General features: G+C 62.5%; 15 protein-coding genes. All 15 read right to left on the reverse strand.

All coding sequences use genetic code 11. The annotated features are described in order from the left end of the window. Positions 1-41 precede the first annotated feature (41 nt). The 15 genes from nagZ to fabF all read right to left on the reverse strand — a co-directional run bounded on the left by nagZ (position 42) and on the right by fabF (position 14,623). On the reverse strand, positions 42-1,133 hold the full coding sequence (nagZ, locus tag ACYZGB_RS06805; RefSeq protein WP_462387487.1) for a beta-N-acetylhexosaminidase: 1,092 nt from the start codon (positions 1,131-1,133) through the stop codon (positions 42-44). Positions 1,134-1,208: 75 nt separating this feature from the next. Further along, on the reverse strand, positions 1,209-1,601 hold the full coding sequence (gene acpS / locus ACYZGB_RS06810) for a holo-ACP synthase (RefSeq protein WP_462387489.1): 393 nt from the start codon (positions 1,599-1,601) through the stop codon (positions 1,209-1,211). A 61-nt stretch (positions 1,602-1,662) separates the two neighbouring features. Further along, complete coding sequence (locus tag ACYZGB_RS06815) at positions 1,663-2,451, reverse strand: pyridoxine 5'-phosphate synthase (protein WP_462387490.1); 789 nt, start codon at positions 2,449-2,451, stop codon at positions 1,663-1,665. After that, a complete protein-coding gene (gene recO / locus ACYZGB_RS06820) occupies positions 2,448-3,215 on the reverse strand; it encodes a DNA repair protein RecO (RefSeq protein WP_462387491.1) in 768 nt (255 codons plus the stop codon). Before recO ends, ACYZGB_RS06815 begins: the two co-directional genes overlap by 4 nt. Before the next feature lie 83 nt (positions 3,216-3,298). Further along, on the reverse strand, positions 3,299-4,303 hold the full coding sequence (era, locus tag ACYZGB_RS06825) for a GTPase Era (RefSeq protein ID WP_462387492.1): 1,005 nt from the start codon (positions 4,301-4,303) through the stop codon (positions 3,299-3,301). Continuing rightward, a complete protein-coding gene (gene rnc / locus ACYZGB_RS06830; RefSeq protein ID WP_462387493.1) occupies positions 4,300-4,983 on the reverse strand; it encodes a ribonuclease III in 684 nt (227 codons plus the stop codon). Before rnc ends, era begins: the two co-directional genes overlap by 4 nt. After that, the gene (locus ACYZGB_RS06835; RefSeq protein ID WP_462387495.1) at positions 4,984-5,346 is read right to left on the reverse strand and encodes a DUF4845 domain-containing protein; all 363 of its coding nucleotides are present in this window, start codon (positions 5,344-5,346) and stop codon (positions 4,984-4,986) included. It abuts the gene before it with no gap. A gap of 41 nt (positions 5,347-5,387) precedes the next feature. Then, a complete protein-coding gene (gene lepB / locus ACYZGB_RS06840) occupies positions 5,388-6,362 on the reverse strand; it encodes a signal peptidase I (protein WP_462387496.1) in 975 nt (324 codons plus the stop codon). Further along, on the reverse strand, positions 6,362-8,170 hold the full coding sequence (gene lepA, locus ACYZGB_RS06845; protein WP_462387498.1) for a translation elongation factor 4: 1,809 nt from the start codon (positions 8,168-8,170) through the stop codon (positions 6,362-6,364). Before lepA ends, lepB begins: the two co-directional genes overlap by 1 nt. Positions 8,171-8,681: 511 nt before the next feature. Continuing rightward, positions 8,682-10,151, reverse strand: a complete 1,470-nt coding sequence (locus ACYZGB_RS06850; protein ID WP_462387499.1) for a DegQ family serine endoprotease — start codon at positions 10,149-10,151, stop codon at positions 8,682-8,684. Positions 10,152-10,312: 161 nt separating this feature from the next. After that, complete coding sequence (locus tag ACYZGB_RS06855) at positions 10,313-11,392, reverse strand: MucB/RseB C-terminal domain-containing protein (RefSeq protein WP_462387500.1); 1,080 nt, start codon at positions 11,390-11,392, stop codon at positions 10,313-10,315. A 42-nt stretch (positions 11,393-11,434) separates the two neighbouring features. Further along, positions 11,435-12,091 (reverse strand): sigma-E factor negative regulatory protein, encoded by a 657-nt coding sequence (locus ACYZGB_RS06860; protein ID WP_462387502.1) that lies wholly within the window; start codon positions 12,089-12,091, stop codon positions 11,435-11,437. Positions 12,092-12,100: 9 nt separating this feature from the next. Beyond that, the gene (gene rpoE / locus ACYZGB_RS06865; protein ID WP_462387503.1) at positions 12,101-12,727 is read right to left on the reverse strand and encodes an RNA polymerase sigma factor RpoE; all 627 of its coding nucleotides are present in this window, start codon (positions 12,725-12,727) and stop codon (positions 12,101-12,103) included. A 6-nt stretch (positions 12,728-12,733) separates the two neighbouring features. Beyond that, positions 12,734-13,240, reverse strand: coding sequence for a hypothetical protein (locus tag ACYZGB_RS06870; protein ID WP_462387504.1), 507 nt, complete (start codon positions 13,238-13,240; stop codon positions 12,734-12,736). Between the two features lie 138 nt (positions 13,241-13,378). Further along, the gene (gene fabF / locus ACYZGB_RS06875; protein ID WP_462387505.1) at positions 13,379-14,623 is read right to left on the reverse strand and encodes a beta-ketoacyl-ACP synthase II; all 1,245 of its coding nucleotides are present in this window, start codon (positions 14,621-14,623) and stop codon (positions 13,379-13,381) included. Positions 14,624-14,665 lie beyond the last annotated feature (42 nt).

Below are 14,665 nucleotides of genomic sequence, written 5' to 3' on the forward strand. Positions count from 1 at the left end.
GCCTGGCTTCGACCTCCTCGCGGGGGATTGGAAACAGCCCCTCAGGGCAGCAGATCCAGCGCCTGCAGGTAGGCCGGCTGGTACATCAGCTCGTCCCAGGGCTGGGGCAGGGTTTCGGGCAGCAGCGCCAGGCGGCGCGATTCGCTGTCTACGCTGGGCTGCCAGCGGCCCTGCTTGCGGGCCTTTTCCAGGCCATCGATGAGTTCATCCACCGCCTGGCCGTCGCCCAGGCTCTGGTTGCACAGCAGCACCAGGTCGCAGCCCGCCTCCAGCGCCGCAATGCCGGCGTCGGTGTAGCTGACCACCTGGCCGTCCAGGCGGCGGGCGCCTTCCATGCTGAGGTCGTCGCTGAAGATGGCGCCGTCAAAACGCATCTGGCGGCGCAGGATGTCCTGCAGCCAGCGCCGCGAGAAGCCTGCGGGGCGGCTATCGACCTTGGGATAGATCACGTGGGCGGGCATCACGCTGGTGAGCGTGCTGCTGAGCCAGGGGTATGGCGCCGCGTCGTCGGCCAGAATGGCCTTGAGGCTGCGCTTGTCCACGGGCACTTCAGTGTGCGAGTCGGCCTTCACGAATCCGTGGCCGGGGAAGTGTTTGCCGCAGTTGGCCAAACCCGCCTGCAGCAGGCCGTGCATCAGGCTCTTGGCCAGCAGCGCCACCACGCGCGGGTCGCGGTGGAAGGCCCGGTCGCCGATCACACCACTTTCGCCCCAATCGAGATCGAGAACCGGGGTGAACGAGAAATCGACACCACAGGCCCGCAGCTCGGCCCCCAGCACATAGCCCGCCGCCGTGGCGGCATTGGTGGCGCGCAAGGCGCCGCTGCCGGGCACGGCCTTGGCGCCTTGGCCGTCGTCCATCCACATCTCGCCCAGGGCGCGCATGGGCGGCAGGTGGGTGAAGCCGTCGGTGCGGAAGCGCTGCACACGGCCGCCTTCGTGGTCCACGCAGATGAGCAGGTCGTCACGCACGGCCTTGATGCTGCTGGTGAGCTGCAGCAACTGCGCGCGGTTTTCCCAGTTGCGGGCAAACAGGATCACGCCGCCGGTCAGCGGGTGGGCCAGGCGGCGGCGGTCCACGTCGGTGAGTGTGGTGCCCGCCACGTCGAGGATCAGGGGTGCGTGTTCAGTCATCAGTGCTTTTAAGAAATTACTATCAAAACAATAGCTACCACGGCATACCAGTCGCGCGGTAGAGGCATATTTTCTTCAAATTTTCTCAACCACACAGAAGCTGGCGGCGTAGTCGGTCTCGTCGGTCACGCTCAGGTGCGCCTTCAGCCCTTGGGCATCGAACCATTCTTTGAGCGCGCCGTGCAGCACGATCACCGGCTGGCCGGTGGGGAGCTTGGCCACTTCGCAGTGGCGCCAGGTCATGGGCATGCGCAGCCCCAAGCCAATGGCTTTGCTGAACGCTTCCTTGGCCGAAAAGCGCGTGGCCAGGTAACGCAGGCCCCGGTCAGGCCAGCGGCTGCTGCGCTCGCGCCAGGTGGCCAGCTCGCCGTCGGCCAGCACCTTCTGGGCAAAACGTTCGCCGTGGCGCTCCAGGCTGGCGGCAATGCGGCGCACGTCGCAGATGTCGGTGCCAATGCCGTAGATCATGAGAATTTTTGAATAAAAATGGCTGCTACCGCGCGTCCATCATGCCTTAGCAGCTATCAAATCAGGAGTTATTGACCACGCCTGCAAACCCCGCCTGGATGCATTCCAGGTAGGCCAACACCGTGGCGGTGTAGCCCAGCTCCAGCGCGTCGGCGATGAGGGCGTGGCCAATCGAGACTTCGAGCACACCGGGCACCTCGCGCACAAAGGCGGCCAGGTTGTCGCGGTTGAGGTCATGGCCTGCGTTCACGCCCAGGCCCGCGTCCAGCGCAGCCTGGGCAGCGGCGGCGTAGCGCTCCAGCTCGATGGCGTGCTGCGGCGTGCCCCAGGCGGCGGCGTAAGGCTCGGTGTACAGCTCCACCCGGTCGGCACCCACGGCCTTGGCGGCAGCCATCTGCTCGGGCACCGGGTCCATGAACAGGCTCACGCGCACACCCAGCGCCTTGCACTCCGCGATCAGGGGCGCCAGGTGCTCGGCATCCTGCGGAAAGCTCCAGCCGTGGTCGCTGGTGAACTGGTCTTCGCTGTCGGGCACAAAGGTGGCCTGGTGGGGCCGCACCTGGCGGATGAAGTCCATGAGGTTCTGCGACGGGTTGCCTTCGATGTTGTATTCGCGATCCGGCCAAGCCTTCATCAAGGCGGCCAGCTCGAACACGTCCTGGGCGCGGATATGCCGCTCGTCGGGCCGGGGATGCACGGTGATGCCCTGCGCACCCGCCCGCAGGCATAGCTCGGCCGCGCGCGTGACGCTGGGAATGCCCAGGTGGCGCGTGTTGCGCAGCAGCGCGACCTTGTTGACGTTGACCGACAGGGCAGTGGTCGGATGCGAAGCGTTGGATGGCTGGTTCATAGGGCCTGCAGATCGATCATGAGCTGGCGGGTGCGCAGCATGGGACTGCCGCAATGGTATTGCAGCACGGTGCGCAGCTGGGGTTTGAGTTCCGCCGCGACGGGGGCACAGGCGCGCAGCGTGGCGGTGTAGCTGGCGGAGTCATCGTCCAGCGCGCGCTGCAGGGCGATCCACTGGCGGCCTGCCAACGCCGCGCGGTCGGTGCTGGAGGCCATCCGCAAACCACCTTCGGCCACCAGCGTGTAGCGGGCGTCGGCCTTGAGCGGCTCCAGCGTCATGGTCTGCACATCCAGGCTGGGCAGGAGGCCAATCTCACGCAGCAGCAGCAATTCAAAGCTGCGCAGCACGGGCTCCAGCGCGTCACCATGTTCGCTGGCCAGCACGCGCACCACACCGGCGTAGGCGTCGAACAGCGCGGTGTGCGCATCGGCCCGCGCCAGCAGGCGCAGCAGCAGTTCATTGAGGTACAGGCCCGAGAGCAGCGCATCGCCCGTGGGCATCACATGGCCGCCCACCCACTCGGCGCCCTTGAGGGTGTGGATGTCGGCCGTGCCGTCGCCCGCCAGGGTGTAGGTCAGCAGCAGGGGCTGCAGCGGCAGCAGCACGGGACGAAAGTTGGAGGTGGGCTTCTTCGCCCCCTTGGCCACCAGGGCCACACGCCCCTGGCGGCGGCAGAAGACTTCCAGGATCAGGCTGGACTCGCTCCAGTCGTAGCTGTGCAGCACGAAGGCGGGCTCATCGGCAATGCGCTTGGAGGCAGCCACGGTGCTGGTTGGAAAGTGGTGCGAGAGAGATCAGAAAAAGCCAGCCACCGCGTCGGGTAGCCGGCAGATCATCCGGGCAGGGCTCATTCGTAGCCAAAGGAGCGCACGCGCGCTTCGTCGTCCGCCCAGCCGGAGCGCACCTTGACCCAGAGTTCGAGGAACACCTTGGCGTCCATGAGCTTTTCCAGCTCCTGGCGGGCCTCGGTGCCGATGCGCTTGAGGCGCTCGCCCTTGTCGCCAATGACCATCATCTTGTGGTTGTCTCGCTCGACCACGATGGTGGCGGCGATCTTCACGAGGCGCTTGTGCTGCTTGCTCTTTTCCTCGTCGAACTTGTCGATGACCACGGTCGAGGTGTAGGGCAGCTCATCGCCGGTGAAGCGGAACAGCTTTTCGCGCACGGTTTCGGACGCCAGGAACTTCTCGCTGCGGTCGGTCAGCTCGTCCTCGGCATACCACCAGCCCTGCTCGGGCAGGTACTTGGCGCAGATGCCAAAGAGGCGCTCGATGTCGCCCTTGTTCTTGGCCGACATGGGCACGAACTCGGCAAACGGGTGGCGCTCCTGCATGCTCTTGAGCCAGGGGGCCAGCTCGGCACGGCGGTTGACCATGTCGAGCTTGTTGGCCAGCAACAAGGTGGGAATGCCGGGCTTGAAAAGCGACAGCACCTTGGCATCGGCCAGCGTGAAGTTGCCCGCCTCGACGACGAAGAGGATCAGGTCCACGTCGCCGATCGCGCCCATCACGGTCTTGTTGAGCGACTTGTTGAGCGCCGTGGCATGGCGGGTCTGGAATCCCGGCGTATCGACAAAGACGAACTGGGTCTGCTCGCGCGTACGGATGCCGGTGATGCGGTGGCGCGTGGTCTGTGCCTTGCGCGAGGTGATGCTGATCTTCTGCCCCACCAGGGCATTGAGCAGGGTGGACTTGCCCACATTGGGCTTGCCCACAATGGCAATCACGCCGCAGCGCTGGCCGGGCACAGCGGCAGGCACTGCAGCGGCGGCCAACATGGCCTCCAGATCGTTTTGCACGGGGGCGCTTTCTGCACCCTCGTCACCAGCTACATTTTTAGTAGCATCATTCATAAATTCTTTGCTTTCAATGTGGCCAGCATGGCGGCGGCGGCCGCCTGCTCGCCCGCCCGGCGCGAGCCACCGATGCCACGTTCGGTCAGGCCCAATTCGGGAATATCGCACTCGACATCAAAGGTCTGGCGGTGGGCCGCGCCCACGGTCGCCACCACCCGGTACTGCGGCAGCTTCATTTTGCGGCCCTGGAGCCACTCCTGCAACGCGGTTTTGGCATCCTTGGACGCCGCCTGCATCTGGGGGTTGATTTCCACCCCTTCAAACAGGCGGTGTACCAGCGCCTCGGCGTGGGTGTACCCCGCATCGAGGTACACCGCACCAATCAGTGCTTCGAGGGCATCGGCCAGGATGGAGGGGCGTTGCTGCCCGCCTGACTTGGCCTCTCCCTCGCCCAGGCGCAGCACCTCGGAGACTTTCAGCCGCAGGGCCAGCTGGTGCAAGGTGTCCTGTTTGACGAGGTTGGCGCGCACCCGGGACAGATCGCCCTCAGGCAAGGCCGACAGCCGCTGGTACAGCAGGCTGGCAACCGCCAGATTCAGGACGGAGTCACCCAGAAATTCGAGCCGCTCGTTGTGGTCCGCGGAAAAACTGCGGTGCGTGGTGGCACGCTGGAGCAGCGAAGGATCAGAAAAAACATGCTGCAGGCGAGCCTGCAGCGCGACAAGACCGGGCTGCACCTAGTTGGTCTGCGCTTGAAAGCGGTAGACCAGGTAGGCCGGCCCCGCCAGAGGGATCTCGCGGGCGTATTTGAACGACACCACGACCTTGTCGCCGCGTTTGGTCACGTCCAGGTCCGATCCCTTGATGGAGGAAATGTCATCGATCGCCGCAGCGCGGTCAAAAGCAGCCCGCACACCGGCCACGGAACTCTCCACCTTGGCCTTTTCAATGGCCTTTTTCGCTGCGTTGTACTCAAGGAAGATAGGCACGGATTGGCCACCAATGGCAAACACAGCCACTGCAATCACGCCAACAAAAACCAATCCAAAAAAAGACAACCCGCGCTGGCGGGAGCGGCTTGCGGTGCGATTCACTGTCATAAATTACCCCCTCACTATGTGCTGTACAGCGGCTGTGCTTATCAGTGAAATGCACCGATACGCTTGAGATTACCGAAATTCATCCAGACAAAAAAAGCCTTGCCCACGATATTGCCCTCTGGAACAAACCCCCAGTAGCGGGAGTCCAGCGAGTTGTCGCGGTTGTCGCCCATCATGAAATAGTGGCCTTCGGGGACCTTGCAAGCGACACCTTCCACACTGTAGCGGCAGTTTTCGCGATAGGCAAAATTGCTGGCGCCTTGCACAAAAGCGGGCACATCGGGGTTGTTCAGCAAGCGGTGGGGCTTGTCGCCCAGCGTTTCCTCGAACTGCTTGAAGTAGCGCATCGCGTCTTCTTCGAAAAAGTCGGGAATCGCTTTTGTATCAATCGCCCTGCCATTGATCGTGAGGCGCTTGTTGATGTAGGCGATTTCGTCGCCAGGCACACCGACCACACGCTTGATGTAATCCATGCTGGGCTGCGGTGGATAACGGAACACCAGCACGTCGCCACGCACGGGCTTGTTGCCCTCGGTGATCTTCGTGTTGATGACCGGAAGGCGCAGACCGTAGGTGAACTTGTTCACCAAGATCAGGTCGCCCACCAGCAAGGTCGGAATCATGGATCCGGACGGAATCTTGAACGGCTCAAACAAAAAGGAGCGCAGGAAAAACACCGCAACAATCACCGGGAAAAGGCCTGCGGTCCAGTCCAGCCACCAGGGCTGCATGAGGATCTGGCCTTTGGCCTCCTGCACATCCACATCGATCTTCTGGATGCCCATGCGGTCCAGCTCGGCGCGGCGCGCCACGGCAGCATCCTCTATCGCTTGCGCCGCACGGCGCCGTGTCGGCAAGAAGTAGAACCGCTCCGCCAGCCAGTACGCGCCGGTGATCACCGTGGCCAAAAAAAGCAGCAGTGCAAAGTTGCCCTCGATAGCGCCAAAGTACCAGGCGCCGACATAACCAGCAAACACGGCCAGCACCAAAGACGTGAGAATTTGCATGAACTGCATCAATCTTCCACCTGCAAAATGGCCAGAAACGCCTCCTGGGGCACCTCGACCGAACCGATCTGCTTCATCCGCTTCTTGCCCGCCTTCTGCTTTTCGAGCAACTTGCGCTTTCGAGAGATATCCCCGCCGTAGCACTTGGCCAGCACGTTCTTGCGCAAGGCCTTGATGGTCTCGCGCGCGATGATGTTGGCGCCGATCGCTGCCTGGATGGCCACGTCATACATCTGGCGGCTGATGATCTCGCGCATCTTGGCAACTACGGCGCGCCCCCGGTACTGGGATTGCGAACGGTGCACGATGATGGACAGTGCATCCACCTTTTCGCCGTTCAGAAGAATGTCCACCTTCACCACGTCGGACGCGCGGTATTCCTTGAACTCGTAGTCCATGGAGGCATAGCCGCGCGACACCGATTTGAGCTTGTCGAAGAAGTCGAGCACGATTTCGCCGAGTGGCATTTCGTAGGTGAGCATCACCTGACGACCGTGGTACGCCATGTTCATCTGCACACCACGCTTCTGGTTGGCCAGTGTCATCACCGGGCCCACGTAGTCCTGGGGCATGTACAGATGCACCGTGACGATGGGCTCGCGGATTTCCTCCAGTCTCCCCTGGTCGGGCATCTTGGAGGGGTTCTCGACCATGATCACTTCTCCATCGGCCTTGACCACCTGGTAGACCACGCTGGGTGCGGTCGTGATGAGGTCCTGGTCAAACTCGCGCTCCAGGCGCTCCTGCACGATTTCCATGTGCAGCAGGCCCAGGAAGCCGCAGCGGAAACCGAAACCCAGCGCCTGGCTGACTTCAGGCTCGTAATGCAAAGAGGCGTCATTGAGCTTGAGTTTTTCGAGCGCATCGCGCAGCGAGTCGTATTCGCTCGCCTCGGTCGGGTACAGGCCGGCAAACACCTGGGGCTGGATTTCCTTGAAGCCGGGCAGCGCCTCGGTGGCAGGGCCTGCATTGTTGGGCAACTTCTTTTCGAGCGTGATCGTGTCGCCCACCTTGGCGGCCTGCAGTTCCTTGATGCCAGCGATGATGTAGCCCACCTGCCCTGCGTCGAGCGAATTGCGCGGCTCGTTGGCAGGCGTGAACACACCAAGGTTGTCCGCGTTGTACACCGCACCACTGGCCATCATCTTGATGCGTTCGCCTTTCAGCAAACGGCCATCGACCACGCGCACCAGCATCACCACGCCCACGTAGCTGTCGAACCAGCTGTCGATGATCATCGCGCGCAGCGGACCATCGGCATTGCCACGCGGCGCAGGCACCTTGGCTACGATGGCTTCGAGGATCTCGTCGATGCCCATGCCAGTCTTTGCCGAGCAAGGGATGGCGTCGGTCGCATCAATGCCGATGACATCCTCGACCTCCGCCTTCGCGTTGTCCGGATCGGCGTTAGGCAAATCCATCTTGTTGAGCACGGGCACCACTTCCACACCCAGATCCAGCGCGGTGTAGCAATTGGCCACGGTCTGCGCTTCTACGCCCTGCGATGCATCGACGACAAGCAGTGCGCCTTCACATGCAGACAATGAACGAGAGACCTCGTAGGAGAAGTCCACATGGCCGGGCGTGTCGATCAGATTGAGGTTGTAGATCTGACCATCGCGCGCCTTGTACTGCAGCGCAGCGGTCTGCGCCTTGATGGTTATCCCACGCTCTTTTTCGATGTCCATCGAGTCCAGGACCTGGGCCTCCATCTCGCGCTCCGCCAGCCCGCCACACCGCTGGATCAAGCGGTCGGCCAGCGTCGACTTGCCATGGTCGATGTGCGCAATGATGGAAAAATTTCTGATGTGATTCATCAACGGAAAGCGTCAAGTGATTGAATTAAAACGGCGCCCACAAGAAAAAAGGGCGCGTCGAGTGGCGACGCGCCCTGAACCAACAATCATTGGCAACTGCGATAGTTGGAGCTTCATTGTAGGCAAAAAGGCCGCTTGGAAAAGCCCGCCCGACTGCACCGAGGGGGAGTTGCCGGTCTGCAACAGGGATTTTATACACAGTTTATTCACAGTTGGCACAACAACAACGCTGGACAACTTGTGGGTGAGCTGTGGATCAGCTGTGCATTGCACCAAACCATCCCGCATCGTGAACCCGACGCCAGTCAATATGCAGATAAGCGTTTAACGGAAGCCTCTATTCTATCGAATATGGTTGATAGGCCTCCCGAAAGTTAGCAAAAGCTAACATCTAGTCATCCTCCGAGGGCGACGCAAAAAAGCCAAAAAAGAAATCGGTCGCCCAAAGTCCCGCTCAAAGAAGAGGGGAATCAGCCCTGTGTGGGGCCGCCCCTCTTCCAACAGCGCCGCGTCAGCGCCCAGACCGGATCAGGGCGTACTGGGCCCACTCACCGCGCCGGTACAGCACGTTGATGGACTTGCTCTTGTCGGCCCTGGCGAGCACAGACTCGAACTCCTTGACGCCCGAAATTTCGGTGTTGGCGACCGACAGAATGATGTCCCCTTCGCGCAGTCCCGCACGGGCTGCAGCGTCGGTGGCAGCGGCCACCACCACGCCACCCTTGAGCTTGAACTCCTTCTTCTGCGCGTCCGTCAGTTCCGCCACCGACAGCCCCAACTGTTGCGCGGCTGCGGAGACCTTGGGCTTTTCCTCACGCTCGGCCACCTTGGTAGCAGGCTTGTCTGGTTCGATTTCTGCGATGGTGATACCGAGATCACGCGTTGCCCCCCGGCGGAACACCGTCACCGTGCTCTTGCTTCCGGGCTTGGTATTGCCCACCAGGCGCGGCAGGTCCGCTACCTTTTCGATGGGCTTCCCGTCAAAACGCGTGATGATGTCACCAGCCTCGACACCGGCCTTGTCGGCGGGCGACCCACCCTCAACACCGGTGACCAGTGCACCTTGCGCCTTGCCCAGGCCAATGGACTCGGCCACATCTTTGGTGACCGCGCCAATCTGCACGCCAATGCGCCCACGCGTCACACGCCCCGATGCACGCAACTGCTCGCTCACCCGCATGGCTTCATCCATGGGGATGGCAAACGAGATGCCCATGAAGCCACCTGAGCGGGAATAGATCTGGCTGTTGATGCCCACCACCTCGCCACGCATGTTGATGAGCGGGCCGCCCGAATTGCCGGGGTTGATCGCCACATCGGTCTGGATGAACGGCAGGTAGTCACCCGTGTCGCGCTGCTTGGCACTAACGATGCCCGCCGTGACGGTGTTCTCCAGCCCAAAAGGGGAGCCAATCGCCATCACCCATTCCCCCACGCGCAGGCGGCTCACATCCCCCACCTTCACCGCAGGCAGACCCGTGGCTTCGATCTTGACCACCGCCACGTCCGTGCGCTTGTCTGCACCAACAATCTTGGCCTTGAACTCTCGCTTGTCCGGGAGCGTCACGATGACTTCATCGGCCCCGTCCACCACATGGGCGTTGGTCATGACAAAACCGTCTGCCGTCAGGATGAACCCGGAGCCGACACCCCGTGGCTGCTGCTCCTCTTCCTGCTGCGGCCTCTGGGGGCGCTGCTGGCGGGGCTGGTTGGGGATAGGCACACCAAAACGCCGGAAGAACTCCAGCATCTCCTCGTCCATGCCATTGGCACCGGCACGGGAGGACGCTTTTTCGACCGTGCGGATATTCACCACCGACGGTCCCACCTGGTCCACCAGATCCGTGAAGTCCGGCAACCCCCGGATCACGGCCGCTGGCTGGGCCCACGCCGCCTGGGGCAGCGCTACGGCGCCGGCCACTCCGGCAAACATGCACGCGAGCGCCACAGAGCGCAGCTTACTTCTATCGAACTTCGGCATCTTCGACCTTTCGTGAATTGCGCAAATGCTGTCTATCAACTTGGTGTGACTGTGAAGAGTGTGCCGCGAAATGGTTCCCGGCAATGATCCGGGTTCTTCTCCACACCATCAGTCAACCTAGCCAGGAAGGGGCGTTCGCCACCCCGAGAGGATGGACGCGCTCAGCGGACGCGTTCCAGTTGTCCGGCAAAAAGGCGCAGCGTCTGCAAGGGGACCTCGCCGACAGCCGTCAACCAGGTATCCGGCAACACCCGCTGCGCCAGGAGCTGCGTTGCGCCCATGCCCGACACCTGGGATTGCGCCGGGTGGCGCTGCGGGTCAAAAGACTCCAGGAACAAGGACACAGACGCCAGTCCATCGGAGTACAGGCACTGCAACACAGTTTGCGCATCGTCAGCACCAGAAACTGCGCGCCGGTGGCAACTGACAGGCACGAAGCCCGCCACCGGCTGCCGCAGTGCCCAGCCCTCGGCCTGGGCTGTCGTCTTCACGACGGCTGGGGCGACCACCTTGTAGCCCGTTGTTGAATCCATCAAGCGGGAGAGCTGCTCCACCCGCACCGACGCATTCAAATCAAGCTCCGAAAAGGCAGCCTGCTCCAGGACCCGCCCGTCCAAGGCCAGGGTTTGCAGCTTCACCACCAGCCCGGTGTCCCTCTCCACCCACAGACGATAGCCAAAGCGCAGGGCGTCCAGGGGTTTGAACCACACCACATCGGACACCAACCCCGCCACCCGCTCCTGGCCCATCAGCTGAGAGGTATAAAACTGGGCCGTGGAGGTGCCACTGACCACTGGCACGCGCGGGAAAAGCCCGGCTGCATCGCGCCGATCCGTACGCACCACACGCGCTTGTGGCAAAAAAGTACGCACTTCATCGTTGCGCCGAAAAACAGTGCGCGGTGTGCCGCTCAGCGACTCCACCCGCTCCATCTGCTGGAGCCCATCGCAGGCGTGCCAGATGCGCGAGCTGGACATGGCTCCGTTGGCCGACATCACCACGAATACCCCGGCGTAGGATTTGCGGCAGGGCGCACTGTGCATGCGCTCAATCCACTGCGCCGCATCACGCTCGACCGGGACAGATAGTGCCTCCGAGGAAGACGCAGCAGGACTGCCCCCGCCAGGGCCTGCGGCCAGGGCTGCCGACGCCACCAGGCCCCACACAACCACCGCCCCACACCACATCAGCCACCGGTTGCGAAGAATTCCAACAGTCTCCAACACTCCCAATGTGTTCATTACGCGATCTCACCGCCTGGAGCAGGCATCCCTATTCCCAATTCAACGGCCAGGGGTTTCAAAGGTGGCATTACGCAGAAAACCCGCTGGCATCTGCAGTGCCGATGTGCTGCCAAACTGCTTGTGGGCCGCGAGCAATTCATCCAGACGGGGATCCCGCAGCATCACCTGCTGACCATCAGCGTCGGCCACGGCCACCACGGGAGCCACTGGGGCCGGGCTGCTGCGTTCGGGCACAGCGGCCAACTGGGCGCCAGCGCCAGCTCCTTGCAAACTGGCCAGGGATGTCCAACCTATCGCTGCCACCGCAGCCAGGGAAGCAAAGCCCGCCACCATCTTCCAGCGGAACACGGACGCATTGGCAGCCTCGGGCAGTCCGGCCGCAACCACTGTCACGGGAACCGGGGCATGGGGACGCTCAGGCAGCGCCTCCTGGGCCAGTTGTTCACGCAAACGGGCCATGAATGCCGGATTGGCAGGCTGCGCCAAGTCTGCCGAGCGCAACACATCACCCACCAGGTGGTACAGCTGCCAGGTCTTGGCCCCGTCCTCGTCTTCTGCCGCGTAGGCGAATGCGGCACTCAGTTCGTCGCCCTGAAGCTGGCCATCGGCCAGTGCAGACAGCCGCTCCCGATGGTCCACCCCTTGGTCCACGGAGCCGCCCGCCAGTCCATTGATACCTGTTTCAGCCTTGTTCATTCCATCACCTCACCACCGTTTGCCCGACTGGTTCTCAAGCAGAGGGCGCACTTTGGCCGAGATGGCCTCACGCGCCCGAAAAATCCGGGACCGCACCGTGCCGATGGGGCATCCCATGGCCGTCGCGATCTCTTCGTAACTCAAACCCTCGATCTCGCGCAGCGTCACCGCCTGGCGCAAGTCATCGGGCAACGCCTCCATGGCCGCGTTCACCACCTGCGCAATCTCTTGGGCGGCCAGTACGGTCTCGGGGGTTTCGTCGCTGGTTAGTTCATGTCCGAGGCGGGAAGTTTCATCCTCGTCCTCGCCGCCCCGGAAGGCGTTTTCTGAAATGACCGGGTTGCGCTTCATGTCCATCAGCGCCTTTTTGGCGGTATTGACGGCAATGCGGTACAGCCAGGTGTAGAACTGCGCATCCCCACGGAACTGGTGCAGCGCCCGGTAGGCCCGAATAAAGGTCTCCTGGGCAATGTCCTGGACAAGATCGGTGTCGCGCACCATGCGCCCTATCAGGCGCTCGATGCGGCGCTGGTACTTGATGACCAGTAACTCATAGGCGCGCTGATCGCCCGCTACCGTGCGCTCCACCAAGTGGAGATCGCTGTCTTCGGAGGGGGAAGGCGAAATTACAGTCATGGATACTCAGGATTCACGCCCCACGGCCGTGGCCGGGGCGTTTGCTTCAGGGTTGTCAGCGCCCGGTACGGCGCGCGAATATACCGCACGGCGCATGTCCAGCCAGCGCTCGGGCTGGCTCGCACGCTCCAGCCAAAGCCAGGTGCGGTGATGCCCCCAGGGAGAGACACACACCCAAAGATGGGCCTGCAGGTCAAGAAGGACTTCGGGCGGCGCAGAAAGTGCCCGGAATATTTTTTCAGGCCCATCGCTTTCCAGAACCCAGCTCTGCCCGTCCCAGCGCAGGGATCCCACGAACTGCTGGCGCCAGAAATGCACCGCACCTGCAGCTGCCACCAGCCAAAGGCCACCGGCAGTGCTTACAGACACCCAGGACAGCGTCGCACCTTGCGCAAGCCAGGCCCACAGCGCCGCCGCCCCCACAAACAACAAGCCCATCAACACGGCACCCAAGACCAGGCTGCGTCGCAAGGGGTAGAGCACCGCAGGAGCGCGCCGTGTGAGCTGGATCATGGCATTCAGGTCAAACCGAAACCACGCCACAGCAGGCGATAGCCCACCACCCTGCAGAACAGGGGGCGGGCATTGGGTGTGCTGGGCCGATGGCGTCCACGGGCATCCTTGCCACGATGGAAAACGCAGTCTGCAGGATCAGATGCGCTTGAAAACCAGCGTACCGTTGGTGCCACCAAAACCGAAGTTGTTCTTGACGGCCACGTCGATCTTCATATCCCGCGCCGTGTTGGCGCAGTAGTCCAGATCACACTCGGGGTCCTGGTTGAACAGGTTGATGGTGGGTGGAACCTTCTGCTCGTACAGGGCCAACACGGTGAAAACACTTTCAATCCCGCCTGCACCACCGAGCAGATGGCCCGTCATGGATTTGGTCGAGCTGACAACGGTCTTGTAGGCATGTGCGCCCAAGGCCGCCTTGATGGCGTTGGTTTCGTTGATATCGCCCAGTGGAGTGGACGTGCCGTGCGCATTCAGGTAATCCACCTGGTCGGCATTGATGCCTGCGTTGCGCAAAGCGCTGAGCATGGCACGGCGAGGGCCGTCCATGTTGGGGGCCGTCATGTGACCCGCATCCGCACTCATGCCAAAGCCGCTGAGTTCGGCATAAATCTTGGCGCCACGGGCCTTGGCGTGTTCGTACTCTTCCAGCACCATCACGCCAGCGCCCTCACCCAGCACAAAACCGTCGCGGTCCTTGTCCCAGGGGCGGGAGGCAGTTTGGGGGTCGTCATTGCGGGTGGACAGGGCACGCATGGCGGCAAAGCCACCAATGCCCAGCGGCGACACCGTGGACTCCGTGCCACCGGCCACCACCACATCCGCATCCCCGTATTCGATCATGCGACCCGCTTCTCCGATGCAGTGCAAGCCCGTTGTACAGGCAGTCACCACAGCCAGATTCGGCCCCTTGAAGCCGAAGCGCATGGACACATGGCCAGCCACCATATTGATGATGGACGCGGGCACAAAAAACGGCGTGATACGCCGAGGCCCACGGCTGACCAGTTCCGCATGGGTGTCTTCGATCAGCGGGAGGCCGCCAATGCCCGAGCCGATCACGCAGGCAATGCGCGTCGCGAACTCGTCGCTGAGCGCCTCGCCCGTGGGCAGGCCAGCGTCTTGCACGGCCTGCGCAGCGGCGGCAATGCCGAAGTGGATGAAGGTGTCCATCGCGCGCGCATCCTTGGCGCTGATGTACGACTCCAGGTCAAGACCTTTGACCTCCCCTGCAATCTTGCAGGCGAAGTTCGACGCGTCGAACTTGGTGATGAGATCAATGCCGGATTTTCCGGCAAGGAGGTTGGCCCAGGAATCGGCCACCGTGTTACCCACGGGGCTGACGCAACCCAGGCCGGTCACGACAACGCGACGACGGCTCATGCGTAAAAACCTTCTGCTGATCGCTTGAGTCAGGCGCAGGGC

This window comes from Acidovorax sp. Q11, assembly GCF_054950075.1.

Excerpts from the sequence above, each read along its gene's own strand:
- lepB (WP_462387496.1), bottom strand. The coding sequence starts at position 6,362 with ATGCAGTTCATGCAAATTCTCACGTCTTTGGTGCTGGCCGTGTTTGCT.
- era (WP_462387492.1), bottom strand. The coding sequence starts at position 4,303 with ATGAATGATGCTACTAAAAATGTAGCTGGTGACGAGGGTGCAGAAAGC.
- fabF (WP_462387505.1), bottom strand. The coding sequence starts at position 14,623 with ATGAGCCGTCGTCGCGTTGTCGTGACCGGCCTGGGTTGCGTCAGCCCC.
- rpoE (WP_462387503.1), bottom strand. The coding sequence starts at position 12,727 with ATGACTGTAATTTCGCCTTCCCCCTCCGAAGACAGCGATCTCCACTTG.
- ACYZGB_RS06815 (WP_462387490.1), bottom strand. The coding sequence starts at position 2,451 with ATGAACCAGCCATCCAACGCTTCGCATCCGACCACTGCCCTGTCGGTC.
- acpS (WP_462387489.1), bottom strand. The coding sequence starts at position 1,601 with ATGATCTACGGCATTGGCACCGACATCTGCGACGTGCGCCGCATTGCC.
- ACYZGB_RS06850 (WP_462387499.1), bottom strand. The coding sequence starts at position 10,151 with ATGCCGAAGTTCGATAGAAGTAAGCTGCGCTCTGTGGCGCTCGCGTGC.
- ACYZGB_RS06835 (WP_462387495.1), bottom strand. The coding sequence starts at position 5,346 with ATGACAGTGAATCGCACCGCAAGCCGCTCCCGCCAGCGCGGGTTGTCT.
- nagZ (WP_462387487.1), bottom strand. The coding sequence starts at position 1,133 with ATGACTGAACACGCACCCCTGATCCTCGACGTGGCGGGCACCACACTC.
- lepA (WP_462387498.1), bottom strand. The coding sequence starts at position 8,170 with ATGAATCACATCAGAAATTTTTCCATCATTGCGCACATCGACCATGGC.
- ACYZGB_RS06870 (WP_462387504.1), bottom strand. The coding sequence starts at position 13,240 with ATGATCCAGCTCACACGGCGCGCTCCTGCGGTGCTCTACCCCTTGCGA.
- ACYZGB_RS06860 (WP_462387502.1), bottom strand. The coding sequence starts at position 12,091 with ATGAACAAGGCTGAAACAGGTATCAATGGACTGGCGGGCGGCTCCGTG.
- ACYZGB_RS06855 (WP_462387500.1), bottom strand. The coding sequence starts at position 11,392 with ATGAACACATTGGGAGTGTTGGAGACTGTTGGAATTCTTCGCAACCGG.